Annotated in this window: 23 protein-coding genes, 9 tRNA genes, 4 rRNA genes and 1 other annotated feature; all 36 genes read right to left on the bottom strand. The window is 48.0% G+C overall.

Going from position 1 to position 26,316, the window contains the following annotated elements:
• Positions 1-29 precede the first annotated feature (29 nt).
• The gene (gene rplL / locus V1498_RS00620; protein ID WP_409296456.1) at positions 30-395 is read right to left on the bottom strand and encodes a 50S ribosomal protein L7/L12; all 366 of its coding nucleotides are present in this window, start codon (positions 393-395) and stop codon (positions 30-32) included.
• A 61-nt stretch (positions 396-456) separates the two neighbouring features.
• Positions 457-957 carry a 50S ribosomal protein L10 gene (gene rplJ, locus V1498_RS00615; RefSeq protein WP_409296455.1) on the bottom strand — a complete coding sequence of 167 codons (501 nt, stop codon included), beginning with the start codon at positions 955-957 and terminating at the stop codon, positions 457-459.
• Positions 958-992: 35 nt separating this feature from the next.
• Positions 993-1,137, bottom strand: a sequence feature (ribosomal protein L10 leader region).
• A 43-nt stretch (positions 1,138-1,180) separates the two neighbouring features.
• Entirely contained in the window at positions 1,181-1,882 is a 702-nt protein-coding gene (gene rplA, locus V1498_RS00610; RefSeq protein ID WP_409296454.1) for a 50S ribosomal protein L1, read from the bottom strand.
• 114 nt (positions 1,883-1,996) lie between these two features.
• Positions 1,997-2,422, bottom strand: coding sequence for a 50S ribosomal protein L11 (rplK, locus tag V1498_RS00605; protein WP_026693309.1), 426 nt, complete (start codon positions 2,420-2,422; stop codon positions 1,997-1,999).
• Between the two features lie 179 nt (positions 2,423-2,601).
• On the bottom strand, positions 2,602-3,135 hold the full coding sequence (nusG, locus tag V1498_RS00600) for a transcription termination/antitermination protein NusG (RefSeq protein ID WP_409296453.1): 534 nt from the start codon (positions 3,133-3,135) through the stop codon (positions 2,602-2,604).
• 218 nt (positions 3,136-3,353) lie between these two features.
• Positions 3,354-3,536, bottom strand: coding sequence for a preprotein translocase subunit SecE (gene secE / locus V1498_RS00595; protein WP_409290968.1), 183 nt, complete (start codon positions 3,534-3,536; stop codon positions 3,354-3,356).
• A gap of 56 nt (positions 3,537-3,592) precedes the next feature.
• Complete coding sequence (gene rpmG, locus V1498_RS00590; protein ID WP_409296452.1) at positions 3,593-3,739, bottom strand: 50S ribosomal protein L33; 147 nt, start codon at positions 3,737-3,739, stop codon at positions 3,593-3,595.
• Positions 3,740-3,832: 93 nt separating this feature from the next.
• Positions 3,833-4,438 carry an RNA polymerase sporulation sigma factor SigH gene (gene sigH, locus V1498_RS00585; protein ID WP_409299076.1) on the bottom strand — a complete coding sequence of 202 codons (606 nt, stop codon included), beginning with the start codon at positions 4,436-4,438 and terminating at the stop codon, positions 3,833-3,835.
• A gap of 114 nt (positions 4,439-4,552) precedes the next feature.
• Positions 4,553-5,062 (bottom strand): NYN domain-containing protein, encoded by a 510-nt coding sequence (locus tag V1498_RS00580; protein WP_409296451.1) that lies wholly within the window; start codon positions 5,060-5,062, stop codon positions 4,553-4,555.
• 2 nt (positions 5,063-5,064) lie between these two features.
• The gene (gene rlmB, locus V1498_RS00575; RefSeq protein WP_409296450.1) at positions 5,065-5,808 is read right to left on the bottom strand and encodes a 23S rRNA (guanosine(2251)-2'-O)-methyltransferase RlmB; all 744 of its coding nucleotides are present in this window, start codon (positions 5,806-5,808) and stop codon (positions 5,065-5,067) included.
• Positions 5,801-6,229: a Mini-ribonuclease 3 gene (locus tag V1498_RS00570; protein ID WP_409296449.1), complete on the bottom strand. Its 429-nt coding sequence runs from the start codon at positions 6,227-6,229 to the stop codon at positions 5,801-5,803. Before V1498_RS00570 ends, rlmB begins: the two co-directional genes overlap by 8 nt.
• A 5-nt stretch (positions 6,230-6,234) precedes the next feature.
• Positions 6,235-7,632 (bottom strand): cysteine--tRNA ligase, encoded by a 1,398-nt coding sequence (gene cysS, locus V1498_RS00565; protein WP_409296448.1) that lies wholly within the window; start codon positions 7,630-7,632, stop codon positions 6,235-6,237.
• On the bottom strand, positions 7,629-8,282 hold the full coding sequence (cysE, locus tag V1498_RS00560; RefSeq protein WP_409296447.1) for a serine O-acetyltransferase: 654 nt from the start codon (positions 8,280-8,282) through the stop codon (positions 7,629-7,631). Before cysE ends, cysS begins: the two co-directional genes overlap by 4 nt.
• Positions 8,283-8,621: 339 nt before the next feature.
• Entirely contained in the window at positions 8,622-10,079 is a 1,458-nt protein-coding gene (gltX, locus tag V1498_RS00555; RefSeq protein WP_409296446.1) for a glutamate--tRNA ligase, read from the bottom strand.
• A gap of 14 nt (positions 10,080-10,093) precedes the next feature.
• The gene (gene ispF / locus V1498_RS00550) at positions 10,094-10,570 is read right to left on the bottom strand and encodes a 2-C-methyl-D-erythritol 2,4-cyclodiphosphate synthase (RefSeq protein WP_409296445.1); all 477 of its coding nucleotides are present in this window, start codon (positions 10,568-10,570) and stop codon (positions 10,094-10,096) included.
• Positions 10,571-10,584: 14 nt separating this feature from the next.
• A complete protein-coding gene (gene ispD, locus V1498_RS00545) occupies positions 10,585-11,283 on the bottom strand; it encodes a 2-C-methyl-D-erythritol 4-phosphate cytidylyltransferase (protein ID WP_409296444.1) in 699 nt (232 codons plus the stop codon).
• 20 nt (positions 11,284-11,303) lie between these two features.
• On the bottom strand, positions 11,304-12,395 hold the full coding sequence (locus tag V1498_RS00540; protein ID WP_409296443.1) for a PIN/TRAM domain-containing protein: 1,092 nt from the start codon (positions 12,393-12,395) through the stop codon (positions 11,304-11,306).
• Between the two features lie 196 nt (positions 12,396-12,591).
• Complete coding sequence (gene disA, locus V1498_RS00535) at positions 12,592-13,665, bottom strand: DNA integrity scanning diadenylate cyclase DisA (RefSeq protein WP_409296442.1); 1,074 nt, start codon at positions 13,663-13,665, stop codon at positions 12,592-12,594.
• A gap of 2 nt (positions 13,666-13,667) precedes the next feature.
• Positions 13,668-15,056 (bottom strand): DNA repair protein RadA, encoded by a 1,389-nt coding sequence (radA, locus tag V1498_RS00530; RefSeq protein ID WP_409296441.1) that lies wholly within the window; start codon positions 15,054-15,056, stop codon positions 13,668-13,670.
• A gap of 187 nt (positions 15,057-15,243) precedes the next feature.
• Positions 15,244-17,679 carry an ATP-dependent protease ATP-binding subunit ClpC gene (clpC, locus tag V1498_RS00525; RefSeq protein ID WP_409296440.1) on the bottom strand — a complete coding sequence of 812 codons (2,436 nt, stop codon included), beginning with the start codon at positions 17,677-17,679 and terminating at the stop codon, positions 15,244-15,246.
• 22 nt (positions 17,680-17,701) lie between these two features.
• The gene (locus tag V1498_RS00520) at positions 17,702-18,769 is read right to left on the bottom strand and encodes a protein arginine kinase (RefSeq protein WP_409296439.1); all 1,068 of its coding nucleotides are present in this window, start codon (positions 18,767-18,769) and stop codon (positions 17,702-17,704) included.
• Positions 18,766-19,329, bottom strand: a complete 564-nt coding sequence (locus V1498_RS00515) for a UvrB/UvrC motif-containing protein (RefSeq protein WP_409296438.1) — start codon at positions 19,327-19,329, stop codon at positions 18,766-18,768. Before V1498_RS00515 ends, V1498_RS00520 begins: the two co-directional genes overlap by 4 nt.
• A 28-nt stretch (positions 19,330-19,357) precedes the next feature.
• The gene (locus tag V1498_RS00510; protein ID WP_409296437.1) at positions 19,358-19,819 is read right to left on the bottom strand and encodes a CtsR family transcriptional regulator; all 462 of its coding nucleotides are present in this window, start codon (positions 19,817-19,819) and stop codon (positions 19,358-19,360) included.
• A gap of 384 nt (positions 19,820-20,203) precedes the next feature.
• A 5S ribosomal RNA gene (rrf, locus tag V1498_RS00505) occupies positions 20,204-20,320 on the bottom strand.
• Positions 20,321-20,400: 80 nt separating this feature from the next.
• Positions 20,401-23,350: ribosomal RNA gene (locus tag V1498_RS00500) — 23S ribosomal RNA — on the bottom strand.
• A 269-nt stretch (positions 23,351-23,619) separates the two neighbouring features.
• Positions 23,620-25,170, bottom strand: a 16S ribosomal RNA gene (locus V1498_RS00495).
• A 103-nt stretch (positions 25,171-25,273) separates the two neighbouring features.
• Positions 25,274-25,349: transfer RNA gene (locus V1498_RS00490), tRNA-Ala, on the bottom strand.
• Positions 25,350-25,364: 15 nt separating this feature from the next.
• Positions 25,365-25,441, bottom strand: a tRNA-Pro gene (locus V1498_RS00485).
• Between the two features lie 6 nt (positions 25,442-25,447).
• Positions 25,448-25,524: transfer RNA gene (locus V1498_RS00480), tRNA-Arg, on the bottom strand.
• A 12-nt stretch (positions 25,525-25,536) separates the two neighbouring features.
• Positions 25,537-25,625 (bottom strand) — tRNA-Leu (locus V1498_RS00475).
• A gap of 11 nt (positions 25,626-25,636) precedes the next feature.
• Positions 25,637-25,711: transfer RNA gene (locus V1498_RS00470), tRNA-Gly, on the bottom strand.
• Between the two features lie 10 nt (positions 25,712-25,721).
• A tRNA-Leu gene (locus V1498_RS00465) sits at positions 25,722-25,803 on the bottom strand.
• 17 nt (positions 25,804-25,820) lie between these two features.
• A tRNA-Lys gene (locus V1498_RS00460) sits at positions 25,821-25,896 on the bottom strand.
• 83 nt (positions 25,897-25,979) lie between these two features.
• Positions 25,980-26,055, bottom strand: a tRNA-Thr gene (locus tag V1498_RS00455).
• A 14-nt stretch (positions 26,056-26,069) separates the two neighbouring features.
• Positions 26,070-26,145: transfer RNA gene (locus V1498_RS00450), tRNA-Val, on the bottom strand.
• A gap of 12 nt (positions 26,146-26,157) precedes the next feature.
• A 5S ribosomal RNA gene (gene rrf / locus V1498_RS00445) occupies positions 26,158-26,274 on the bottom strand.
• Together the 16S, 23S and 5S rRNA genes with 9 tRNA genes alongside form the textbook arrangement of a ribosomal RNA operon.
• Positions 26,275-26,316 lie beyond the last annotated feature (42 nt).

The raw sequence follows: 26,316 nt of genomic DNA, 5'->3' as shown, positions 1-26,316 counted from the left end.
TTAAAAGCGGGCTCTCTTTTTATGCAATATTACTTAACTTCGACGTTAGCGCCAACTTCTTCAAGCTTAGCTTTAACTTCTTCAGCTTCTTCTTTAGAAGCTCCTTCTTTAACTGCTTTAGGAGTGTTATCAACAAGTTCTTTCGCTTCTTTAAGACCAAGGCCCGTGATTTCACGAACAACTTTGATAACTTTGATTTTTTGGTCGCCAGCGCTAGCTAGGATAACATCAAATTCAGTCTGCTCAGCAGCTGCGTCTCCGCCGCCTGCTCCGCCAGCTACAGCTACAGGAGCTGCAGCAGTTACGCCAAATTCTTCTTCGATAGCTTTTACAAGATCGTTAAGTTCTAAAACAGTCATGGATTTAACTGCTTCAATGATTTGTTCTTTAGTCATTACTTATTTCCTCCTTGAGTATATGTTTTTTTATTTGAATCAGCCGACAGCCAGGATCAGCTTATGCGCCTTGTTCTTCTTTTTGGTCTGCAACAGCTTTTGCAGCAAGAGCAAGGTTGCGGATAGGTGCTTGAAGCACGCTAAGCAACATAGAAAGAAGTCCTTCGCGAGATGGAAGTTCAGCAAGAGCCTTAACTTCTTCAACTGTAGCAAGGTTCCCCTCGATAACACCCGCTTTGATTTCAAGCGCTTCGTGTTTTTTAGCGAAATCGTTAAGGATTTTCGCTGGTGCAACAACATCTTCGTTACTGAACGCAATTGCGTTAGGACCAGTAAGGGATTCATTCAATCCGCCAAGCTCTACAGATTCAGCGGCACGGCGAGTCATAGAGTTTTTGAAAACCTTGAACTCGATGCCAGCTTCACGCAGCTGCTTACGAAGCTCTGTTACTTCCGCAACGGTCAAGCCGCGGTAATCAACAACGATAGTAGATTTACTTGCTTTGAATTTACTGGCAATATCCTCTACGATTTGTTTCTTTTGTTCAACAGCACTGCTCATCTAGACACCTCCTGTAAGATTTGTCAAACACAATTCATACCAATGAAAAAGCCTCCATATCAGGGAAGACATGGAGGCAGTAAGTTCGTTTTAGTCAGTGACTATTATATCGAATTTACCTCGGCAGGAAAATTAAGCATTGGATGCACCTGCTGTCTTCGGTACAAATGTATTTTATTTTCAACAAGAAATAGTATATTAAATATTTCTTAGGTTGTCAACATTATTTTGAAGCTGTGAAAGAAGAAGCGTCAACCTTCACACCAGGGCCCATTGTAGAAGTGACAGATACATTCTTCATGTATGTCCCTTTAGCAGCCGCCGGCTTAACTTTTAATAAAGTATCATAGATCGTGGTGAAGTTTTCAAGAAGTTTTTCGTTATCGAAAGAAACTTTCCCGATTGGAACGTGGATGTTGCTTTGACGATCAACACGGTATTCCACTTTACCAGCTTTGATTTCTTTAACTGCTTTTTCAACATCGAAAGTAACAGTTCCAGTTTTAGGGTTTGGCATTAAGCCTTTAGGACCCAATACGCGTCCAAGCTTACCAACTTCACCCATCATGTCTGGAGTTGCAACGATCACATCGAAATCAAACCAGCCTTGCTGAATTTTGTTGATGTAATCAGTATCGCCTACGAAATCAGCGCCAGCAGCTTCTGCTTCTTTTGCTTTTTCGCCTTTAGCAAATACCAATACACGCTGAGTTTTACCAGTTCCGTTTGGAAGCACAACTGCTCCACGGATTTGCTGGTCAGCTTTCTTAGGGTCTACGCCCAGACGGAAAGCAACCTCAACAGTTGCATCAAACTTAGCTGTGTTTGTTTGTTTTACAAGTTCAACAGCTTCAGCAGCTGAATATGCTTTTGTACGGTCTACAAGCTTTGCAGCTTCTAGATACTTCTTGCCTTTTTTAGCCATTTTAATTGTCCTCCTATAATGTGGTTTTAGCGGAATAACCTCCCACGAATAAAGGTTGCGAGCATCTTTGACAACACCGCAACCCCCAAGAAACACCTTTACATCTTATATGGATCAGTCTTCAATGACGATACCCATACTGCGAGCAGTACCTTCAACCATGCGCATAGCAGATTCAACGCTAGCTGCATTCAGGTCAGGCATTTTAGTTTCAGCAATCTCACGTACTGTATCACGCTTGACTGTTGCAACCTTTTTACGATTTGGTTCACCAGAACCAGACTCTAGACCAGCCGCTTTCTTAAGAAGAACTGCAGCGGGCGGAGTTTTCGTAATGAATGTAAATGAACGGTCCTCAAATACCGTGATTTCTACCGGAATGATAAGACCAGCTTGATCTGCTGTACGAGCGTTAAACTCTTTACAGAAACCCATGATGTTAACACCGGCTTGACCAAGTGCAGGACCAACTGGCGGCGCTGGGTTAGCTTTACCTGCAGGGATTTGCAGTTTTACTAGTTTAATTACTTTTTTAGCCACGAGACACACCTCCTTATCGTCCGTGATGTGGTATATGGGTTATGGAACCCTCCCACTCATCTGGATTCTTTATATTATGAATAAAGAATTTAGTCTAATGGTTCAGGTCTCATTAAATGAGACATACTGACCTTTGAAATATTACCACTTTTTCAAAATGATTTCAAGTTTATTTTAGTTTATATTTTCTCTACCTGTTCATAATCCAGTTCTACCGGAGTATCACGGCCGAACATATTGACCAGAACCTTAAGCTTCGATTTGTCTTTGTCGATTTCCTCAATTGAGCCGACAAAGGTAGCGAATGGACCTTCCTTAACCTGGACCTTCTCGCCAAGCGTATAATCGACATCCACTCGTCTCTCTTCCATGCCCATATGCTTAAGGATGGTCACAACTTCCTCAGGCAGCAATGGAGTCGGCTTGGAGCCGGAACCCGCTGAGCCTACAAACCCGGTTACACCAGGCGTATTGCGGACCACATACCAGGAATCATCCGTCATGATGATTTCAACCAGCACATAGCCTGGGAATACTTTCTTTTTCACAGTTTTCTTCTTGCCGTCTTTTACGCTTGTCTCTTCCTCTTCAGGAACCACTACCCGGAAGATCTTATCTTGCATCGCCATGGTTTCAACACGCTTCTCAAGATTCGCCTTTACCTTATTCTCGTAACCGGAGTAGGTGTGGACTACATACCAATTCTTTTCCATCTCAGTAGGACTAAGTGTCCTTCCCTCCCTAATAGCTTAAGTTTTACATTTATGCAGATAAACAAAAAGACTGCTGTCCGCTGCTGTCATTATCTTCATGACTCACTGATCAAATCCACATGCACATAAAAAAAATTACCCAAATTAAAAAACCCGTCTCGCGGGCTTTTTTAAGAAGAATATGAATGTATCACCATTATACCATTATTTACACTAACTTATTCAAGTATTAAACGAATTAACTTTGAAATCCCCAAGTCAACCACTGCAAAGAAAATAGCCATGAAAACGATGGTGCTAAGAACCGTGATCGTATATGATGTGAGCTCTTTGCGCTTTGGCCAGCTTACCTTTTTCATTTCACGGCCTACGCCGCGAAAAAACTCAGTTATGCGCTGCATGAATGTAATAACCTCCACCCCGGGTAAAATGACTGGTGTCTATGTCTGTGTAAATCTTACTTCGTCTCTTTGTGAAGCACATGTTTATTGCAAGTACTGCAAAACTTATTTATTTCTAAACGCTCTGTGCCGGAACTGCTGCTCTCTGTGGAATAATTCCGGGAGCCGCATTCTGCACATGATAATACGATTTTCTTTTTCATAGAATAACATCCTCATACTTATACACTCTAGAAACTTTATCATGGCTCCCTTTTTATGTCAATATGAAAATGGAGCCAGCCGGGCAGCGGGACTCACAGTGTGACTTCCCGGGCTTCCAGGTACCGCTCCAATTTCCTTTTTACCCGCTGGAGCGCATTATCTATGGACTTCACATGCCTGTTCAGCTCCTCTGAAATTTCCTGATAGGACTGACCCTCAAGATAAAGAGCCAGCACCCGCCTTTCAAGGTCGCTTAAAAGCTCTGCCATCTTGAGCTCTATATCATCAAACTCTTCCTGGCTGATGACGAGCTCTTCCGGATCCTGGGCCTTTGCCCCTGTCAGGACATCCATCAGGGTACGGTCGGATTCCTCATCGTAAATCGGCTTATCGAGAGACACATAGGAGTTGAGGGGAATATGCTTCTGGCGGGTAGCGGTCTTGATTGCCGTGATGATCTGCCTTGTGATGCACAGCTCGGCAAAGGCTTTGAATGAAGTGAGCTTGTCCTCCCTAAAGTCCCTTATGGCTTTAAAGAGGCCGATCATTCCTTCCTGGACAATATCTTCCTTATCTGCGCCGATCAGGAAATAAGTCCTTGCTTTCGCGCGGACAAAATTTCGATATTTTTGGATGATAAAATCAAGTGCGTCACTGTCGCCCTTATGTACCAGCTCTACCAAAGGCTCGTCTTCCATTTTCAGGAAACGCTCGTTCTGCAGGATTTCCAAGTTTGCAATCACACATATCCCCCCGGCCGCAATACATAGATAAGGATATTATACAGGAGCTAAAATTTGGACGTCAATAACTCAAAAGGTCCCTCTGCGCCATTTTTCAAAAATTTCTGCCACTTCATTGCTCAGCTGAATCTTGGCTGCCGGCTTTTTCTTGGCAGTTTTGGCAATGTCTTTCTCTATCTCCTTGTCCATATGCTCCATTTCATTAAATAATTCGCGGGCCGACTTGCGGAGGGCTCCCTGGCCGAAAATGGCCCATTGCTCAGTCGCATCCGAGGTCGCCACATGAATCTGGGTTCTAATGTTATTGAGCTCTATCGCAAGCTTTTCAATCCGCTCGTCTGCAGACTCATTTTCACGGGTGAAAATGACTTCTACCTTGTAATCCTTATACTTCTTTTCCATCCCCTGGACATAATGGGCATCAAAGACGACAATCACTCTGAAGCCGCTGACAGCCTGATATTCCGCCATCTTTTGGATCAATCTGTCCCTTGCTGCCTGAAGGTCATGGTTCCTGAGGGCCCGGAGCTCGGGCCAGGCACCGATGATATTGTAGCCATCCACCAAAAGGATGTCCATGGCTATTCCCCTAATGGGTGCCGCTTGCGGTAAACCTCGTACATCAGTAATCCAGCTGCTACAGAAGCATTCAGGGACGTTACTTTCCCTTTCATCGGCAGGTTGAAAAGAAAATCGCACTTGTCCCTGATCAGCCGGCCCATTCCCTTGCCCTCACTTCCAATTACCACGGCAAGCGGCATGTTCCCGTCAATCTTCCGGTAATCCTGGCTGCCTTTGGCATCGGTACCAGCTATCCAGACACCGCGCTCTTTTAGTTCTTCTATCGCCCTTGACAGGTTTGTAACCCTGACGACCGGAATGTATTCGATGGCACCTGTGGAAGACTTGGCGACCGTAGCTGTAAGGCCGACTGCCCTCCGCTTTGGTATGATGATCCCGTGTACACCGGATGCATCCGCCGTCCTCATGATAGAGCCAAGATTATGCGGATCTTCGATTTCATCAAGAATCAGGAAGAACGGATCCTCGCCCTTCTTTTTTGCGTTCTCAAATAAATCGTCCATTTCAGCATAGCTGTAGGCCGCTACCTGGGCAATGACGCCCTGGTGATTGCCCTCGATCATCTGGTCAATTTTCTTCCTCGGCACAATCTGAACCATAATGTTCGCTTCCTTGGCCATTGCAATAATAGGCTGCATGGAACCCTTTTGCGCTCCTTCAGCCACCCAGATTTTATTGATTTCCCTGTTCGAACGAAGCGCTTCTGAAACAGGGTTCCTTCCAATTATAAAATCTTCACTCATTGCCTGTTCCTCCTTTCTGGGACTCTATGTACTGAATGGCCTGTCCTATAAGGCCTTCCATCCTGTCTCTTTCATTATTCAAAAACAAGAAGCCGATCAATGCTTCAAAGGCCGTACTGTATCGATAGGTCTGTACATCCGTGTTTTTTGGAATGGTTCCCGACTTGGCATTGCGGCCCCTCTTGACGACAGCTGTTTCGTCCTCTGTTAACAGGTCTGCATCAAGGAAATGATGGATCACTTTACTCTGGGCCTTTGCTGACACAAATGTCGTGGACTCACGGTGCAGACGGTGCGGCCTGATGCCCCCTTTCTGAAGGAGGTGGTGCCGGATATATGCTTCATATACGGCATCCCCCATATAGGCAAGGGCCAGGCTGTTCAGCAGGTGCGCATTTACATGATGATCATAGTCGAACATGCCGCTCACCCTCGTTTCCATCTGGTTCCCTGGGCTGTGTCCTCCAGAATGATATTCATTTCCTTCAAACGGTCGCGTATTTCATCAGACAGGGCAAAATTGCGGTCCTTCCGCGCCTGGATCCGCTGTTCAATAAGAGCTTCAATCTCTTCATCCAGCAGTTCCTCTTCCTTGAGTGAAAGACCCAGGACAGCAAAGAGTTCCTTGAATTCCTTAATGAACGCCTCAATCACCGCTTTGTCTGTATTCTTTTCGAGCAGATAATAATTGGCCTGCTTAGAAAGCTCAAACAGTATAGAAACGGCATTCGCTGTATTGAAATCGTCATCCATTTCTTTTTCAAAATCTCTCCGGATCGCTGAGAGCTTATCCAGCCATTCCTGATTGTTTTCCGTAAGACCGGTGCTTGCCCCGCTGCGATGAATAAGATTCTGGTAAGAAGTTTTCAGCCTGTTCAGCCCGGCCATTAATTTTTCCAGCAGTTCCTCACTGTAATTAATCGGATGACGGTAGTGGACGGACAGCATGAAGAAACGGATCAGATTCGGATCATGACGTTTAATGATATCGTGTACTGTCACAAAATTGCCCAGCGATTTTGACATTTTCTCGTTATCGATGTTGATATAGCCATTATGCATCCAATATCGGGAGAATTCCTTGCCGGACAGCGCCTCTGACTGGGCGATTTCATTCTCGTGATGCGGGAACGCAAGATCCTGTCCCCCGGCATGGATGTCAATCGTGTCACCGAGATACTTCTTAGCCATGGCAGAGCATTCAATATGCCAGCCTGGACGGCCTTTGCCCCATGGGCTGTCCCATGAGATCTCGCCTTCCTTGGCGGCCTTCCAGAGGGCAAAATCCAGGGAATCCTGCTTCTTCTCGCCTACTTCGATTCTTGCGCCCAGCTTCAGCTCATCTATGGATTGGTGAGAAAGCTTGCCATATCCGTTAAATTTCCTGGTTCTGTAATATACATCCCCCTCCGATTCATAAGCAAACCCTTTATCAACCAAAGAGGCAATAAAATCAATGATAATATCCATATTTTCCATGACTCGCGGGTGTGCGTCCGCCTTCTTGCACCCAAGAGCGCCTACATCCTCAAAATAAGCTTCGATGAATTTGTCGGCGATTTCCGGCACTTCTCCGCCAAGCTCCTTCGCTGCCTTGATCAACTTATCATCCACATCCGTGAAGTTTGATACATATTGGACATCATAGCCCCGGTATTCGAGGTATCTCCTGACTGTATCGAATACGATCGCAGGGCGGGCATTCCCGATATGGATATAGTTATATACCGTCGGGCCGCAAACATACATTTTTACCTTTCCCGGCTCAAGCGGCTTAAATTCTTCCTTTTGTCTAGAAAGCGTGTTATAGATCTGAATGCTCACGGCTTTAGACTCCTTTCGATTCCTTTTTCTATAAGTTCCTGCTTCAGGGCCTGAATTTCTGCTTCAAGGGCCTTCAGTCTGTCATTTATTGGATCCGGCAGATCGCAGTGGTTCAAATCGTTTTTGACCCGGATGCCGTTCTGGACGACCACTCTGCCAGGTATGCCGACCACGGTGGAGTTCGGGGGAACATCCCTAAGGACGACAGAGCCTCCGCCGACTTTAGAATTCTCGCCAATCACGATCGATCCTAATACCTTTGCACCGGTAGAAATCAGTACATTGTCATGGATGGTAGGATGGCGCTTCCCCTTTTCCTTCCCTGTGCCCCCAAGGGTGACTCCTTGAAAGATGGTTACATTATCTCCAATTTCACAGGTTTCACCGATCACCACACCCATTCCATGGTCAATAAAAAACCTTCTGCCGATTTTTGCGCCCGGATGGATTTCAATGCCGGTGAAGAAACGGCTGACCTGCGATATCACCCTGGCGATAAAAAACCACTTTCTTTTATAAAATGCATGCGCAGCCCGGTGTGCCCAGATGGCATGCAGACCAGAGTAAGTTAAAATAACCTCTGTATAGCTCCGCGCAGCAGGATCCTGATCAAATACTACATCGACATCTTCTTTTAATGCTCTAAACATGACGCCACCTCCCTGATTATGGGCTGATTTCTTTTTGGGATATAAAAAAGCGCCTCTGTCACAATGACAGAGACGCTTTTAGCGCGGTTCCACTCTGATTGAAAAGGCTTATGCCCTTTCCTGCTTTTAGGCCTCGTTAACGGGAGGCAGACCGCCTTGCATACTGGACTCCTGAAAGTCTTTTCCGCGAAGGGCTCGAGGGTGCATTTCCAAAAACGAGAGGCATGAACCACTTTCAGCCGGTGATGGTTCTCTCTGGGAAGCTTCGTCTATGTACTTCTCCCTGTCAACGCAATTTCATCTGACTACTTATTACTATATTATATTTTTGCCAAAATGTTAATTTAAAAAATCAGCAAGACGGGAAAGTATTTTCTCTTTGCCAAGCAGTTCGATGGTCTTTGGCAGGTCAGGGCCGTGTGTCTGCCCTGTCACCGCTGCCCGGATTGGCATGAACAGCTTCTTCCCTTTATGGCCTGTACCCTTTTGGACAGCTTTCATGGCTGCCTTAATATGTTCAGCCGTAAAGTCCTGAAGACTTTCCACTTCAGCCTTGAAAGCCGCAAGCACCTCAGGCACCTGCTCTTCGGCAAGGACGGTCCTGCTTTCTTCATCGAGCTGCATTTCCTCTTCGAAGAAAAGTCCTGACAGTTCAACAATCTCGGCTCCATAGCTCAGCTTCTCAAGCAGCAGCTCTACAAGGCCATTCAGCCAGGCACGGCCATCCTCTGTCAGATGTTCAGGGAGCCTGCCTGCTTTTACAAGATGAGGAAAACACAGCTCCACAGCCTGCGGCAGGTCCAGCTTTTTCATGTATTGGTTATTCATCCATAACAGCTTCTGCTTATCAAACAGCGCAGGTGATTTGGAAAGCCTGGCTTCATCAAACGCCTGGATAAATTCCTCTTTCGTAAGAAGCTCTTCCTCGCCTGAAGGCGACCATCCAAGGAGGGCGATGAAGTTGAACAAGGCTTCCCGAAGATAGCCAAGCTCCTCGTACTGCTCAATGAACTGGATAATGGTTTCATCGCGTTTGCTAAGCTTCTTCCTGCTTTCATTCACAATGAGGGTCATGTGCCCGAATACAGGCGGTTCGAAGCCGAGCGCCTCGTATATCATCAGCTGTTTTGGGGTGTTGGAAATATGGTCATCCCCTCTGAGAACATGCGAGATCTTCATTAGATGATCATCGATTGTCACTGCGAAGTTATAAGTCGGCGTCCCATCCTTCTTCACGATTACCTGGTCGCTCATCCCTTCAGATTCAAATGAAACTTCTCCTTTAACCATATCGTTGAAGGAAAATACTCTGCCCTCAGGAACAGCAAATCGGATGCTTGGCTCACGGCCTTCCATCTCCAGTGCAGTCCGCTCGCTGTCCGTTAAATGGCGGCACTTGCCGGAATATACGGGCGTTTCATTCCTTGCCATCTGGGCTTCGCGGTCAGCTGCCAGCTCTTCCTCAGTACAATAGCATTTATATGCAAGGCCTTTTTCCAGGAGCTCCATATAATACTTTCTATAAATCTCAGTCCGCTCTGACTGACGGTAAGGGCCGAAGCCGCCATCGATATCGACGCTCTCGTCCCAGTCAATGCCAAGCCACTTCAAATACTTCAGCTGGCTCTCCTCGCCGCCTTCGATATTCCGCTTTTTATCCGTATCTTCTATCCGGATAATAAACTTCCCGCCCTTGCTGCGGGCAAAGAGATAGTTGAATAATGCTGTTCTTGCATTCCCTATATGTAAATTACCAGTTGGGCTGGGTGCATAACGGACTCGAATTTCGTTTGACATCGCTGCTGTTCCTCCTATTTTTTGACTAGCAGCACGGCGGCCTGGGCTGCTATTCCTTCGCCCCGCCCCGTGAAGCCTAATTTTTCTGTTGTTGTTGCCTTAACATTCACCTGGTCCGGACTGCCTTCCAGGAGCTCCGCTATCTTCGCTCTCATCGCTTCGATATAAGGAGCCATTTTCGGGCTCTGTGCGATGATAGTGCAATCCGCATTCCCAAGCGCATAGCCTTTCTCCTTTACAAGCTCCCAGACTTCCTTAAGGAGTCCGCTTGAATCAGCGTCCTTAAATAATGGTGAAGTGTCCGGAAAGTGCCTTCCGATATCTCCTTCACCGATGGCGCCAAGGCATGCATCCGCAACGGTATGCAATAACACATCGGCATCCGAATGGCCGAGCAGCCCTTTTTCATAGGGTATCGTGATTCCGCCTATAATCAGCGGCCTTCCTTCAACAAGCTGGTGTACGTCAAACCCCTGTCCGACTCGAAACATTTACATGACTCCTTTTAAGGCCGATTTGGATCATTTACCTTATTTAAGATCGCTTCGGCAAAATATAGATCCTCGGGTGTAGTAATTTTTATATTATCATAATTCCCTTCGACTACAGAGACGCTATGCCCCAATTTTTCAATCAGGCTGGCTTCATCCGTGCCGAGAAAATGTGTCTTTTTTGCCTCGGAATGTGCTTCTTTCAACAGGGAAATACGAAAAGCCTGTGGAGTCTGCACTGCCCACAAGCTGGATCGTTCAACAGTTTCTATCACCGTATTATCCAAAGCCCTTTTGATTGTATCCTTTACAGGCACTGCAAGAATGGCAGCGCCTGAGGAAGAGGCTGTCCTGACAAGCGCCTCAATCTGGTTCTGCTGTATAAAGGGACGGGCGCCGTCATGGACAAGCACCATCCCCTCTGTTTCCCCAAGGGCCATAAGCCCGTTATACACGCTGTCCTGGCGCTCTTTACCGCCTGCTATGAGCTGGATCGGCTTTCCAAAAGAATGGCCATTAATGATTTCTTCCAGGCTTTCCATGTCACCGGATGCCACCGGAAGGATAATCCTTCTGCAGGATGGGTCATTGCTGAACACTTTAATTGTATACACGATCAGCGGGGTGCCCTTCAGTGGAAGCAGCAGTTTGTTCCTGTCCGCCTTCATCCTGGTGCCTCTGCCTGCTGCAGGTATGATTACATCATAATTCATTGCCAACTGCTCCCATTCATTTACAGTGCCTTTTCAAGCATTTTCGGTTTTGCAAAAATCATCCTGCCTGCCGATGTCTGAAGCACACTCGTTACCATTACATCAATCCGCTTGCCAATATAATTACGGCCGTCCTCTACGACGATCATGGTGCCATCATCTAGATAGGCAACGCCCTGGTTCTGTTCCTTGCCATCCTTTATCACCTGGATGTTCATCTCTTCACCAGGCAGGACAACCGGCTTGACGGCGTTGGCAAGGTCATTGATATTCAAGACCGCCACCTTCTGGAACTCACACACCTTATTCAGGTTAAAATCATTAGTGACGACCATACCGCCTGTCAGCTTGGCCAATTTCACAAGCTTGGAATCCACTTCCTGGATTTCTTCAAAATCACCTTCATACATTTCAACCTTGACGGCAAGCTCCTTTTGAATCCTGTTCAGGATATCCAGCCCCCGCCGGCCCCTGTTCCTTTTCAGGGCATCCGATGAATCTGCAATATGCTGCAGCTCCCCGAGTACGAATTGCGGGATTACGATCGTGCCCTCAAGGAACCCGGTCTGGCAGATATCAGCAATCCTTCCGTCGATGATCACACTTGTATCAAGGATTTTAAGCTGATTTTTAGTACCCTCTCCATCCTCGTCCTCGTCCGGGTCATTTGCCTTCTTTTTATTGGTACGAAACAGGCCTGATAGCTCATCGCGTTTCTTGAAGCCCACCTGAAAGCCAAGATAACCAAACAATAAAGTCAAAAGAATCGGTGCAGCTGTATTAATGATTGGAACCTCGATCGCATTCAGGGCGAATCCAATCAGGAATGCAAGCAGCAGACCTACGAGCAGCCCCAGGCTTCCAAAGATGATATCTGTGATCGGTGCCTTCACAAGGGTCTCCTCAAACCATTTAATGAAATTAACCACATGGTCGATCGCTTTAAAAGTAATTAGATAAAAAATGATAGCACCTATAATTGCAGTAACATAAGCGTTGTTAATAAATGTAATATCTGAAGCATGCAGAACTGCCATTAATTCAGGAATTAAAAATATCCCCATTGTGCCGCCCGTTATCAAAAAACAGGCCTGAACAATTCGTTTTAACATCCCTTCACCTCCCTTATTCATTATAATCAAATATAAAAAATCGAAACCCGGATTTAATGATTTCTGATATTTATTCAAGTATTTAATACGGCCTTGCAGTGTCTCCCTGCCGTCAACCTAAGGTTAGCACCGACTCATGGCGGGTGTCAAATGATTAAAGCCTAACATTTTAACATATAAGAGCGCCTGTTTCAAACTAGATTTTTCGCTCTGTCAGGTGCTGCTCCCTGATGGAGCGGAGGCCGTCCTTGATTTTCTTTGCCCTGATGCCGCCGATGCCGTCCACATCATCAAGCTCAGCGACCGTGGCATGGAGAATATTGGACAGCGTCTTGAACTGGGTGACAAGGTTTTCTATGATCAAAAGCGGAAGCCTTGGTATTTTATGCAGCAGGCGGTATCCGCGGGGAAACAGGCTGTCTTCAATTGGTGTATAACCCGGATAGCCAAGCAGCTTCATGATCATGCTGTCCTCTACGATCTCCAGGTTTGAAAACTCCTGAAGCTTTTGCAGAATTTCCTTGGATGATGCGCTTTTATCATAAATATAATCCTGAATGATCAAAAACGCTTCATTCTCAAGATCTGTCAGCAGCTCGTTCATCTGCAGCCTGATCAGCCGGCCTTCCGTACCCAGCTCGTTCAAATAGGCGAGAAGCTCGCCCTTGATCCGAAGGACCATGATGAAACGATGCATGGCCTGGAGAACATCGCCATATGTAACAGCGTCTTCAAACTCCAGAAATCCAAGGTGGGTGATGCTCTGCCTCAGTACAGCCTTATACTTCTCGAGGGTCTGGATGGCCTGGTTTGCTTTTGTGAGGATGACCGCCATATCCTTTAATGCGTAACGGAAGCTCCCCTGATATAACGTTATGACATTACGGCGCTGTGAAATGGCGACAACAAGGGCTTTTGTTTCCTTGGCCACCCTTTCAGCTGTTCTATGGCGCATCCCGGTCTCGGAAGATGGGGTCGAGGAATCCGGGGCAAGCTGGGCATTGGCAAGGATAATGGTATCCGCCTTCTCATTCAAAATGATCGCTCCATCCATTTTTGCCAGCTCATACAGATAGCTTGAAGAGAAGGGAGCTTCTATATGGAAACCCCCATCCACTATATCTCTTACCCGCTCGTTGCACCCTACAACAATCAAGCCGCCTGTCTTGGCCCTTAAGACATTATCAATGCCTTCCCTTAAGGAAGTCCCCGGGGCCACCATCCGCAATATTTCTGTCCTGGTCTTATCCAGGGTTCTTTTATCACTCATACTTAACCTCCTAATGCGCATTGAAGGGCCTCGGATATAGTTGATACCCCAACAAGCTCCACACCCTTTGGCACGCTCCAGCCACCGAGATTATTCGCCGGAAGAATGATGCGGTCAAATCCAAGCTTTACTGCTTCCTGTACTCTTTGTTCTATCCGGGATACCCTCCTCACTTCCCCTGTAAGGCCCACTTCTCCGATCAGGCAGTCTGTCTGACGGGTAGGCTTATCCCTGAAGCTTGATGCGATGCTCACTGCAATCGCAAGATCAATGGCCGGCTCATCCAGCTTGATGCCTCCCGCCACCTTGAGATACGCGTCCTGGTTTTGAAGCAGCATGCCCACTCTTTTTTCCAGGACGGCCATGATGAGGGATATCCGGTTATGGTCCGTTCCGGTCGCCATCCTCCTTGGGGTCCCGAAACTCGTGGGTGAAATGAGGGCCTGGATTTCCACAAGTACCGGCCTCGTCCCCTCCATGGAAGCCACGACCGTCGAACCAGAGCCTCCCTGGGATCTCTCTTCAAGAAAAATCTCGGACGGGTTTTCCACTTCCTCCAGTCCGTTTTCCTTCATTTCAAAAATGCCCATTTCGTTGGTGGAGCCAAATCTGTTTTTTACAGCCCTGACAATCCTGTAGGTATGGTGTCTTTCGCCTTCAAAGTAAAGGACTGTATCCACCATGTGTTCAAGCAGCCGCGGGCCGGCAATCGATCCTTCCTTTGTCACATGACCCACAATGAAAATCGCAATTCCGTTGGTTTTCGCAATTCTCATCAATTGTGCTGTACATTCACGTACCTGTGATACGCTTCCCGGCGCCGAAGTGACCTCAGCATTGAATACAGTCTGGATGGAATCGATGATAACCAGGTCAGGTGCCACTTCTTTGATGGCCTGGCCGATATAATCCATATCCGTCTCTGAATAGACAAATAAATTGGCCGAAGTCACCCCAAGACGCTCTGACCTAAGCTTCGTCTGCTTGACAGATTCCTCGCCTGATATATATAAAACCTTCTTCTCTTTATTGGCGAGCTGTGATGATACCTGAAGGAGCAGGGTGGATTTTCCGATACCCGGGTCTCCTCCAATCAGTACAAGGGATCCATGTACAATGCCCCCGCCGAGGACACGGTTCAATTCAATTAAATCCGTGGTGATCCTTGGTTCCTGAATGGTCGCAATGGAGGTGATCGGCGCTGCCTTCTGGCGTTCACCGCCAAAATCTTTGCCTTCTGAGTGGGTGAATGCCCCTCTTCTTGCAGGCTTAACAATCTCCACCTCCTCAACCATTTTATTCCAATCTCCGCACCCTGGGCATTTTCCCATCCATTTGGCAGATTCATAGCCGCAGGAGCCGCAGATGAATTTTGTTTTTTTCTTAGCCATACTTTTCCCCGCTTTATCTATAGTAAGTAAATTCCATTATTTCTCTCTACATATAAACATATTAACCTTAATTAAAGTTTAATCCTTCTTTAATCGGCAATCAAATATTGACATATTATGCTTAAGCCAAAGCTCCCGGCCAACTTAAAAAGCAGGTACAACAATAGTGTACCTGCCGTGACTTGCCTTACTTCCGGGTATTTTCAACCGGGCGCACTGTCAGTTCGCCATCGGCTATATCGATCTGAATACTCTGGCCTTTTACCACATTGCCTTTCAGGAGCTCTTCAGATAAATAATCTTCAATATTCTTCTGAATGGCCCTTCGGAGCGGCCTTGCACCGTATTCAGGATCATATCCTTCCTCGGTTATTTTCTCCTTGGCAGCCTCTGTCAGCTCCAGATGGATATCCTGCTCTTTCAGACGCTTCACCAGCGCATCTGACATGAGAGTGACAATTTCTTTCAAGTGAGCCTTTTCCAAGGCGTGGAAGACAATAATTTCATCAATCCTGTTCAGGAATTCAGGGCGGAAAGCTTTTTTAAGCTCCTCCATCACTTTACCCTTCATATCCTTATAATCCTGCTTTTCATCCTGGATGTTAAATCCGACAAACTTGTTGCGCTTTAAGGTGTCTGCCCCTACATTCGAGGTCATGATCATGATTGTATTGCGGAAATCGACAGTACGTCCTTTGGAGTCTGTCAGCCTTCCGTCTTCAAGGACCTGAAGAAGGATATTGAAAACATCAGGATGGGCCTTTTCGATTTCGTCAAGCAGCACCACAGAATATGGTTTACGGCGGACCTTCTCGGTTAGCTGGCCGCCTTCTTCATACCCTACATACCCTGGAGGTGAACCGACAAGACGTGAAGTGGAGTGCTTTTCCATATACTCTGACATATCAATCCGGATCATGGCATCTTCATCGCCAAAGATGGATTCTGCGAGCGCACGGGCAAGCTCTGTCTTACCTACACCTGTCGGACCAAGGAAAATGAATGAACCAATCGGGCGTTTAGGATCTTTCAACCCGGCGCGGGCACGGCGGACAGCCTTCGCTACGGCAACAACCGCTTCATCCTGCCCGATTACCCTGGAATGCAGGAGCTGTTCCATATTCAGGAGCTTGGCTGATTCTGTTTCCGCAAGCCTTGATACAGGAACACCCGTCCAGCTCGATACGACATTGGCAATGTCCTCGACTGTCACCTCGGTATTTTCTTTGCCCTGTTTTTCTTTCCAGGTTTTCTTTGTCTCTTCCAGCTGCTCACGAATGCGCTGTTCTGTATCCCTTAGGGACGCTGCCTTTTCAAACTCCTGGCTCTGGACGGAAGCATCCTTCTCTTTCCTGACCTCATCAAGCTTCACTTCAAGCTCTTTGAGATTTGGAGGAGTCGTATATGAACGCAGGCGTACTTTTGAGCCTGCTTCGTCTATTAAGTCAATGGCTTTATCAGGCAGGAACCTGTCTGAAATATACCGGTCAGAAAGCTTAACTGCTGCATCAATCGCTTCATCCGTGATGGATACGCGATGATGTGCCTCATAACGGTCGCGGAGTCCGCTTAAGATCTGAATGGATTCTTCCACCGTTGGCTCATCGACCTGGATTGGCTGGAACCTTCTTTCAAGGGCAGCATCCTTTTCGATATATTTGCGGTATTCATCCAGGGTGGTTGCTCCGATACACTGGAGTTCACCGCGAGCGAGTGAAGGCTTCAGGATATTGGAAGCATCAATGGCACCTTCTGCCCCGCCGGCACCGATCAATGTATGCAATTCATCTATGAAAAGAATGATATTTCCTGCCTGGCGGATTTCGTCCATCACCTTTTTCAGGCGATCCTCAAATTCACCGCGGTATTTGGTTCCCGCAACAACTGTTCCCATATCAAGCGTCATAACACGCTTGTCACGAAGGATCTCCGGCACCTCATTATTTACAATCTGCTGTGCCAGACCTTCTGCGATGGCTGTTTTACCAACGCCTGGTTCCCCGATCAGCACCGGATTGTTTTTTGTGCGCCGGCTCAGCACTTCGATGACCCTTGTGATTTCCTTGCTGCGTCCGATGACCGGGTCAAGCGTCCCTTCCCTTGCAATCACGGTCAAATCGCGGGCAAGGCTGTCAAGAGTAGGCGTGCTTGCTGCACTTGATGTTCCGCTCTGATGGCTCCCGCTCTCATTGCTTCCAAGAAGCTGAAGTACCTGCTGGCGGGCCTTGTTCAAGCTCACTCCCAGATTGTTAAGCACCCTTGCTGCCACGCCTTCTCCCTCACGGATCAGCCCAAGGAGCACATGCTCTGTGCCAACGTAAGAATGGCCAAGCTTCCTGGCTTCATCCATTGAAAGTTCAATGACTTTTTTTGCCCTGGGTGTATAGTGAATGGACTGAGCAGTATCCTGTCCCCTGCCAATCAGGTTTTCAACTTCCTTCTGAATTTTGTCAGCGCCGAGACCAAGTGCATAGAGGGCCTTGGCTGCAATCCCTTCACCTTCCCTAATTAACCCAAGCAGAATGTGTTCTGTTCCAATATTGTTATGACCTAATCGAATCGCTTCTTCTTGAGCTAGTGCCAATACCTTTTGAGCTCTTTCAGTAAACCGGCCGAACATCATAGACAATTCCTCCTTGCTAACCCTATTTTAGTTCTAAATTAAGCCTTTCGCGTATCAATGCGGCCCTTCTTATATCTCTTTCTTCAGGATTTAACGGCTCCCCGGCATATTGCTGCAGGAATCCGGGCTGAGTAAGAATCATCAGCTCATTCAAGATGGTTTTTGTTATGTTCTTTATAAATCCGAGGTCGATCCCAAGCCTTAAATCTGATAAACATTTAGCAGCTTCCTTGGTTTCAATGACCCTTGCGTTGGCAAGGATTCCATATGACCTGAATACCCTATCTTCTAATTGTATGTCAGAGGTTTTGACTAATGCTTCCCTTGCTGACCTTTCGCGTTCAATAATCTGTTCTACAACACCCAGCAGGTCTTCGACGATATCCTCTTCCGACTTCCCAAGGGTGATTTGGTTGGAAATCTGAAAGATATTGCCCAGGGCTTCACTTCCTTCTCCGTATATGCCCCTGACCACCAGCCCCAGCTGATTGATGGCAGGTATGATCCTGTTGATCTGCCTTGTCAGAACCAGTCCCGGCAGGTGCATCATGACTGATGCCCTTAAGCCGGTCCCTACATTGGTCGGGCAGCTCGTTAAGTAACCCCGCTCCTCATCAAAGGCATATACCGATTTCTCCTCGATCCAGTCATCGATTTTCCCTGCCATTGATAATGCCTCATTTAACTGGAGGCCGGGATACAGGCATTGAATGCGAAGATGGTCTTCTTCATTGATCATGACACTGACCTCTTCATTTTCCGACAGAAGCACGGCTCCGTATGGTGAATTTTCAGCGAGATTCGGGCTGACTAAATGCTTTTCCACCAAAACCCTTTTCTCCACTGGCTTCAAATTACTCATGGCATGCAGTTCCAGGCTGCAAATGCCAGCTTCTTCATTGCCTCCCTGGAATTGCCCTGCCCAGTCAATAATTTCTGCTGCCTCGTTTTCGGAAAAAAGAATGGGAAACCTGTACTTCTTTAAATTCCTGGCGAGCCGCACCCTTGAACTCATCACAATATCCGAATCAGGACCTTCTTCGCTCATCCAGGAACTGACTGCATTCTGCAGGAAGCGTTCAAGGCTCATATCCCTTCCCCTCCCTCTTGATGATCTCGGTTCGCATTCATTTCCTTTTCAAGCGCCCTGATTTCATCCCTAATGCCTGCCGCATCCTCAAACTCTTCCTGTTGGATAAGTTCCTGCAGCCGGGCTTTCAGTTCTTCAATCCTTTTCTTTAGCTTCATATTTCCTCCGGCTTTTTTTGGTATTTTACCGGTGTGCACCAGATTGCCGCTGTGAAGCCTTCTTAAAACAGGGCCCAGATGATTTCTAAAAGTACTGTAGCATTCTGCGCATCCAAACCTGCCGATTTCCACAAACTGCTGATACACCATATGGCATTTAGGGCACCTTAGTTCCTCTTTGTGGGCAACAGGATTATGAGACGACTGAGTAAAAGCATTCGCGCCGTTCAGGAGGCCGCCCAATAAATCATTGATTGAAAAACCTGCACTACCGTTAAATAGAGACATTTCACCTTTTTCATAGGCACATCTCTCACAAAGGTGAACTTCTGATTTCTCACCATTGACCACCTTGGTGAAATGAAGTGTAGCAGGCCTCTCATTACATTCCTGGCAAATCATCCATACATCTCCCTTTTAATTTGACCGTTTATTTATACATTAACGTCTTAAGGGCTGCCCGAAGCATCCTCGCCCGAAGGACATCACGCTCTGGCAGGTCAATATACAGCACCGAGCGGTCCAGCACACTTAGAATAATCTTCGCTTCCCTTATTGTTATGATTTCTTCCTCAGCAAGCCTCCCGATGATATGCTCGGCATTGGCCTGTGTCACCCGGTCTTTGATAATGGTAAGCAGCTGATCAATAACCTCGGCGGTATCCCTCAACTGGACCTTCATAATCCGGATATATCCGCCTCCGCCCCGCTTGCTTTCCACAATATAACCCCGCTCGACTGTAAAACGGGTATTGATAACGTAGTTGATTTGAGATGGCACACACTGGAACCGGTCGGCTATCTCACTCCGCTTTATCTCCACAATATCACTCTCGCTCAAATGCAGAACTTCCTTCAAATAGCTCTCAATGATATCAGAGATATTTTTCATCGAACCTCCTCCAATCTGACTTTGACTATATTTGACTTTAATTATACATAGTTTACCCTGAGTTCTCAACTTTTTAGCTATCAATTGAAGGAGGGATAAAATCAGTTATACGACCATTCTAGCCATTGTTTTATGTATTTATTAATAAGAAAGGTATTTTTCTATAAAGATAAATACCCGTTCTAACGTTTATAAAAACATTTAGCTGAAATATAGGTTGCTGCAATGAGATTCAGGCCATGTGATAGGAGGAATCCTTTCAGCATGCAGTTAGCTGCTCAGGACCTGGAGGTGACCGGTTCAGCTGATGGACACCTCCTATCCAGAAGCTGCCTTTAAACAATACAAAAAAGACCAGCTAAAAAGCTGGTCTTCCATTGATCTGCCCGGCAGCGTCCTACTCTCACAGGGGGAGAGCCCCCAACTACCATCGGCGCTAAAGAGCTTAACTTCCGTGTTCGGGATGGGAACGGGTGTGGCCTCTTTGCCATAACTGCCAGACAGATATGAATGAACTTTCGTTCCTTCAAAACTAGATAACAAAGGCTGATTCGCATTACGTTTTTCGAGTATAAACAAGATAGGTTAAGTCCTCGATCGATTAGTATCTGTCAGCTCCACGTGTCGCCACGCTTCCACCTCAGACCTATCTACCTGATCATCTTTCAGGGATCTTACTAGCTTGACGCTATGGGAAATCTCATCTTGAGGGGGGCTTCATGCTTAGATGCTTTCAGCACTTATCCCGTCCGCACATAGCTACCCAGCGATGCCTTTGGCAAGACAACTGGTACACCAGCGGTGCGTCCATCCCGGTCCTCTCGTACTAAGGACAGCTCCTCTCAAATTTCCTGCGCCCACGACGGATAGGGACCGAACTGTCTCACGACGTTCTGAACCCAGCTCGCGTACCGCTTTAATGGGCGAACAGCCCAACCCTTGGGACCGACTACAGCCCCAGGATGCGATGAGCCGACATCGAGGTGCCAAACCTCCCCGTCGATGTGGACTCTTGGGGGAGATAAGCCTGTTATCCCCGGGGTAGCTTTTATCCGTTGAGCGATGGCCCTTCCATGCGGAACCACCGGATCACTAAGCCCGACTTTCGTCCCTGCTCGACTTGTAGGTCTCGCAGTCAAGCTCCCTTGTGCCTTTACACTCTGCGAATGATTTCCAACCATTCTGAGGGAACCTTTGGGCGCCTCCGTTACTCTTTAGGAGGCGACCGCCCCAGTCAAACTGCCCGCCTGACACTGTCTCCCGCCCCGATAAGGGGCGCGGGTTAGAATTTCAATACAGCCAGGGTAGTATCCCACCGATGCCTCCACCGAAGCTGGCGCTCCGGCTTCAAAGGCTCCTACCTATCCTGTACAAGCTGTACCAAAATTCAATATCAGGCTGCAGTAAAGCTCCACGGGGTCTTTCCGTCCTGTCGCGGGTAACCTGCATCTTCACAGGTAGTATAATTTCACCGAGTCTCTCGTTGAGACAGTGCCCAGATCGTTACGCCTTTCGTGCGGGTCGGAACTTACCCGACAAGGAATTTCGCTACCTTAGGACCGTTATAGTTACGGCCGCCGTTTACTGGGGCTTCGGTTCAAAGCTTCGCTTACGCTAACCTCTCCCCTTAACCTTCCAGCACCGGGCAGGCGTCAGCCCCTATACTTCGCCTTGCGGCTTCGCAGAGACCTGTGTTTTTGCTAAACAGTCGCCTGGGCCTATTCACTGCGGCTCATCCGGGCTATTCACCCAGATGAGCACCCCTTCTCCCGAAGTTACGGGGTCATTTTGCCGAGTTCCTTAACGAGAGTTCTCTCGCACACCTTAGGATTCTCTCCTCGCCTACCTGTGTCGGTTTGCGGTACGGGCACCCTTCATCTCGCTAGAGGCTTTTCTTGGCAGTGTGGAATCAGGAACTTCGGTACTAAATTTCCCTCGCCATCACAGCTCAGCTTATGTGAAAACGGGATTTGCCTCGTTTTCAGCCTAACTGCTTGGACGCGCTAATCCAACAGCGCGCTTACCCTATCCTACTGCGTCCCCCCATCGCTCAAACGATGAATAGGTGGTACAGGAATATCAACCTGTTGTCCATCGCCTACGCCTTTCGGCCTCGGCTTAGGTCCCGACTAACCCTGAGCGGACGAGCCTTCCTCAGGAAACCTTAGGCATTCGGTGGAAGGGATTCTCACCCTTCTTTCGCTACTCATACCGGCATTCTCACTTCTAAGCGCTCCACCAGTCCTTCCGGTCTGGCTTCTCAGCCCTTAGAACGCTCTCCTACCGCGGACACCCTAGGTGTCCACCCACAGCTTCGGTGATACGTTTAGCCCCGGTACATTTTCGGCGCAGAGTCACTCGACCAGTGAGCTATTACGCACTCTTTAAATGGTGGCTGCTTCTAAGCCAACATCCTGGTTGTCTAAGCAACTCCACATCCTTTTCCACTTAACGTATACTTTGGGACCTTAGCTGGTGGTCTGGGCTGTTTCCCTTTTGACTACGGATCTTATCACTCGCAGTCTGACTCCCAAGGAAAAGTCATTGGCATTCGGAGTTTGACTGAATTCGGTAACCCGAGATGGGCCCCTAGTCCAATCAGTGCTCTACCTCCAAGACTCTTAACACTTGAGGCTAGCCCTAAAGCTATTTCGGAGAGAACCAGCTATCTCCAGGTTCGATTGGAATTTCTCCGCTACCCACACCTCATCCCCGCACTTTTCAACGTGCGTGGGTTCGGGCCTCCATTCAGTGTTACCTGAACTTCACCCTGGACATGGGTAGATCACCTGGTTTCGGGTCTACGACCTCATACTCATTCGCCCTATTCAGACTCGCTTTCGCTGCGGCTCCGTCTCATCAACTTAACCTTGCATGAAATCGTAACTCGCCGGTTCATTCTACAAAAGGCACGCCATCACCCGTTTCCCTAAAAGGGACATAGGGCTCTGACTACTTGTAGGCACACGGTTTCAGGATCTCTTTCACTCCCCTTCCGGGGTGCTTTTCACCTTTCCCTCACGGTACTGGTTCACTATCGGTCACTAGGTAGTATTTAGCCTTGGGAGATGGTCCTCCCTGCTTCCGACGGGATTTCACGTGTCCCGCCGTACTCAGGATCCACTCTGGAGGGAACGAAGTTTCGACTACAGGGTTGTTACCTTCTTCGACGGACCTTTCCATGTCTCTTCGTCTACCCCGTTCCTTTGTAACTCCGTATAGAGTGTCCTACAACCCCGAAAGGCAAGCCTTTCGGTTTGGGCTACATTCCGTTTCGCTCGCCGCTACTTGGGAAATCGCATTTGCTTTCTGTTCCTCCGGGTACTTAGATGTTTCAGTTCCCCGGGTCTGCCTCCATCACCCTATGAATTCAGGTGAAGGTACTGTTCCATTACGAACAGTGGGTTTCCCCATTCGGAAATCTCCGGATCAAAGCTTACTTACAGCTCCCCGAAGCATATCGGTGTTAGTCCCGTCCTTCATCGGCTCCTAGTGCCAAGGCATTCACCGTGCGCCCTTTCTAACTTAACCAATTCGGCTGATGTTCTTTCCCTAAGCCCGAAGGGCTGTCAGGTCTTGAATCATCGACCTATAATAAAACAATAAAACTTAACTCGGTTTATTACTCGATGCGGTAAAATGACGCAAATCATTTTTGCCTTATATTGTTATCTAGTTTTCAAAGAACGATAAAATAAACGATAAGCTTCGCTCTTCTTATCGAATAGCTCGCTTCTAATTTATTTTTTTGAGAGAATGCTCCCTCAAAACTGAACGAAACAAGATCGCTTTTTCCTTAGAAAGGAGGTGATCCAGCCGCACCTTCCGATACGGCTACCTTGTTACGACTTCACCCCAATCATCTGTCCCACCTTAGGCGGCTGGCTCCATAAAGGTTACCCCACCGACTTCGGGTGTTACAAACTCTCGTGGTGTGACGGGCGGTGTGTACAAGGCCCGGGAACGTATTCACCGCGGCATGCTGATCCGCGATTACTAGCGATTCCGGCTTCATGCAGGCGAGTTGCAGCCTGCAATCCGAACTGAGAATGGCTTTATGGGATTCGCTCGGCCTCGCGGCTTTGCTGCCCTTTGTACCATCCATTGTAGCACGTGTGTAGCCCAGGTCATAAGGGGCATGATGATTTGACGTCATCCCCACCTTCCTCCGGTTTGTCACCGGCAGTCACCTTAGAGTGCCCAACTTAATGCTGGCAACTAAGATCAAGGGTTGCGCTCGTTGCGGGACTTAACCCAACATCTCACGACACGAGCTGACGACAACCATGCACCACCTGTCACTCTGTCCCCCGAAGGGGAACGTCCTATCTCTAGGAGTGGCAGAGGATGTCAAGACCTGGTAAGGTTCTTCGCGTTGCTTCGAATTAAACCACATGCTCCACCGCTTGTGCGGGCCCCCGTCAATTCCTTTGAGTTTCAGCCTTGCGGCCGTACTCCCCAGGCGGAGTGCTTAATGCGTTAGCTGCAGCACTAAAGGGCGGAAACCCTCTAACACTTAGCACTCATCGTTTACGGCGTGGACTACCAGGGTATCTAATCCTGTTCGCTCCCCACGCTTTCGCGCCTCAGCGTCAGTTACAGACCAGAGAGTCGCCTTCGCCACTGGTGTTCCTCCACATCTCTACGCATTTCACCGCTACACGTGGAATTCCACTCTCCTCTTCTGCACTCAAGTCTCCCAGTTTCCAATGACCCTCCACGGTTGAGCCGTGGGCTTTCACATCAGACTTAAAAGACCGCCTGCGCGCGCTTTACGCCCAATAAATCCGGACAACGCTTGCCACCTACGTATTACCGCGGCTGCTGGCACGTAGTTAGCCGTGGCTTTCTGGCCAGGTACCGTCAAGGTGCCATCAGTTACTATGGCACTTGTTCTTCCCTGACAACAGAGTTTTACGATCCGAAAACCTTCTTCACTCACGCGGCGTTGCTCCGTCAGACTTTCGTCCATTGCGGAAGATTCCCTACTGCTGCCTCCCGTAGGAGTCTGGGCCGTGTCTCAGTCCCAGTGTGGCCGATCACCCTCTCAGGTCGGCTACGCATCGTGGCCTTGGTGAGCCGTTACCCCACCAACTAGCTAATGCGCCGCGGGCCCATCCTTGAGTGACAGCCGAAACCGTCTTTCCTCTTTCCCTCATGTGAGGGAAAGACCTATCCGGTATTAGCTCCGGTTTCCCGAAGTTATCCCGATCTCAAGGGCAGGTTGCCCACGTGTTACTCACCCGTCCGCCGCTGACTTCAGGGAGCAAGCTCCCATCCGTCCGCTCGACTTGCATGTATTAGGCACGCCGCCAGCGTTCGTCCTGAGCCAGGATCAAACTCTCCGAAAAGTGTTCGATATAGCTCATAAAGTTTAAAACTTGTTTTGTTTACTTCTTATAAATTAAGAAGTAACTGGCGTCTTGTTTCGTTCAGTTTTCAAAGAACAATCGTTGGTGGAGCCTAGCGGGATCGAACCGCTGACCTCCTGCGTGCAAGGCAGGCGCTCTCCCAGCTGAGCTAAGGCCCCGAAATAAAAAAGGAATGGTCGGGAAGACAGGATTCGAACCTGCGACCCCTTGGTCCCAAACCAAGTGCTCTACCAAGCTGAGCTACTTCCCGTATATATGGCGCGCCCGAAAGGAGTCGAACCCATAACCTTCTGATCCGTAGTCAGACGCTCTATCCAATTGAGCTACGGGCGCAATATGTGTATGTGGTGCCGAGGACCGGAATCGAACCGGTACGGTAGTCACCTACCGCAGGATTTTAAGTCCTGTGCGTCTGCCAGTTCCGCCACCCCGGCGTGAAAAAGACTGGAGCGGAAGACGGGATTCGAACCCGCGACCCCAACCTTGGCAAGGTTGTATTCTACCACTGAACTACTTCCGCAAGACAAAAGTGCGGGTGAAGGGAGTCGAACCCCCACGCCGTAAGGCGCTAGATCCTAAGTCTAGTGCGTCTGCCAATTCCGCCACACCCGCATGTTATTAAGAAAATATGGTGAGCCATGAAGGATTCGAACCTTCGACCCTCTGATTAAAAGTCAGATGCTCTACCGGCTGAGCTAATGGCTCGCTCAATTATTATTTAAAACTACATTAATAAGCAGCAAAATCTATTGTACTGCTAATCACCTAAAGATACAAGAGGTAAAAAATGGTGCCGGCAAGAGGACTTGAACCCCCAACCTACTGATTACAAGTCAGTTGCTCTACCAATTGAGCTACACCGGCACAGAAAGGATATATGGTGGAGGATGACGGGATCGAACCGCCGACCCTCTGCTTGTAAGGCAGATGCTCTCCCAGCTGAGCTAATCCTCCATATAATAACCTGCCCGGCAGCGTCCTACTCTCACAGGGGGAGAGCCCCCAACTACCATCGGCGCTAAAGAGCTTAACTTCCGTGTTCGGGATGGGAACGGGTGTGGCCTCTTTGCCATAACTGCCAGACAGATATGAATGAACTTTCGTTCCTTCAAAACTAGATAACAA

The organism is Paraperibacillus marinus, from assembly GCF_046237605.1.
Taxonomy (GTDB): domain Bacteria; phylum Bacillota; class Bacilli; order Bacillales; family DSM-1321; genus Paraperibacillus; species Paraperibacillus marinus.
This window is presented reverse-complemented; position numbering and strand designations above follow the sequence as displayed.

Bases quoted from the DNA above. Each gene is read 5' to 3' on its own strand.
- sigH (WP_409299076.1), bottom strand. From the start codon at position 4,438: ATGGAAGACGAGCCTTTGGTAGAGCTGGTACATAAGGGCGACAGTGAC.
- rplJ (WP_409296455.1), bottom strand. From the start codon at position 957: ATGAGCAGTGCTGTTGAACAAAAGAAACAAATCGTAGAGGATATTGCC.
- V1498_RS00540 (WP_409296443.1), bottom strand. From the start codon at position 12,395: ATGTTAAAACGAATTGTTCAGGCCTGTTTTTTGATAACGGGCGGCACA.
- cysE (WP_409296447.1), bottom strand. From the start codon at position 8,282: ATGTTTAGAGCATTAAAAGAAGATGTCGATGTAGTATTTGATCAGGAT.
- rplL (WP_409296456.1), bottom strand. From the start codon at position 395: ATGACTAAAGAACAAATCATTGAAGCAGTTAAATCCATGACTGTTTTA.
- ispF (WP_409296445.1), bottom strand. From the start codon at position 10,570: ATGTTTCGAGTCGGACAGGGGTTTGACGTACACCAGCTTGTTGAAGGA.
- rplA (WP_409296454.1), bottom strand. From the start codon at position 1,882: ATGGCTAAAAAAGGCAAGAAGTATCTAGAAGCTGCAAAGCTTGTAGAC.
- V1498_RS00515 (WP_409296438.1), bottom strand. From the start codon at position 19,329: ATGATTTGCCAGGAATGTAATGAGAGGCCTGCTACACTTCATTTCACC.
- V1498_RS00510 (WP_409296437.1), bottom strand. From the start codon at position 19,819: ATGAAAAATATCTCTGATATCATTGAGAGCTATTTGAAGGAAGTTCTG.
- secE (WP_409290968.1), bottom strand. From the start codon at position 3,536: ATGCAGCGCATAACTGAGTTTTTTCGCGGCGTAGGCCGTGAAATGAAA.
- V1498_RS00520 (WP_409296439.1), bottom strand. From the start codon at position 18,769: ATGAGCCTTGAACGCTTCCTGCAGAATGCAGTCAGTTCCTGGATGAGC.
- disA (WP_409296442.1), bottom strand. From the start codon at position 13,665: ATGAGTGATAAAAGAACCCTGGATAAGACCAGGACAGAAATATTGCGG.
- V1498_RS00580 (WP_409296451.1), bottom strand. From the start codon at position 5,062: ATGGACATCCTTTTGGTGGATGGCTACAATATCATCGGTGCCTGGCCC.
- radA (WP_409296441.1), bottom strand. From the start codon at position 15,056: ATGGCTAAGAAAAAAACAAAATTCATCTGCGGCTCCTGCGGCTATGAA.
- V1498_RS00570 (WP_409296449.1), bottom strand. From the start codon at position 6,229: ATGTTCGACTATGATCATCATGTAAATGCGCACCTGCTGAACAGCCTG.
- rpmG (WP_409296452.1), bottom strand. From the start codon at position 3,739: ATGAAAAAGAAAATCGTATTATCATGTGCAGAATGCGGCTCCCGGAAT.
- rlmB (WP_409296450.1), bottom strand. From the start codon at position 5,808: ATGAGTGAAGATTTTATAATTGGAAGGAACCCTGTTTCAGAAGCGCTT.
- ispD (WP_409296444.1), bottom strand. From the start codon at position 11,283: ATGAATTATGATGTAATCATACCTGCAGCAGGCAGAGGCACCAGGATG.
- gltX (WP_409296446.1), bottom strand. From the start codon at position 10,079: ATGTCAAACGAAATTCGAGTCCGTTATGCACCCAGCCCAACTGGTAAT.
- clpC (WP_409296440.1), bottom strand. From the start codon at position 17,679: ATGATGTTCGGCCGGTTTACTGAAAGAGCTCAAAAGGTATTGGCACTA.
- nusG (WP_409296453.1), bottom strand. From the start codon at position 3,135: ATGGAAAAGAATTGGTATGTAGTCCACACCTACTCCGGTTACGAGAAT.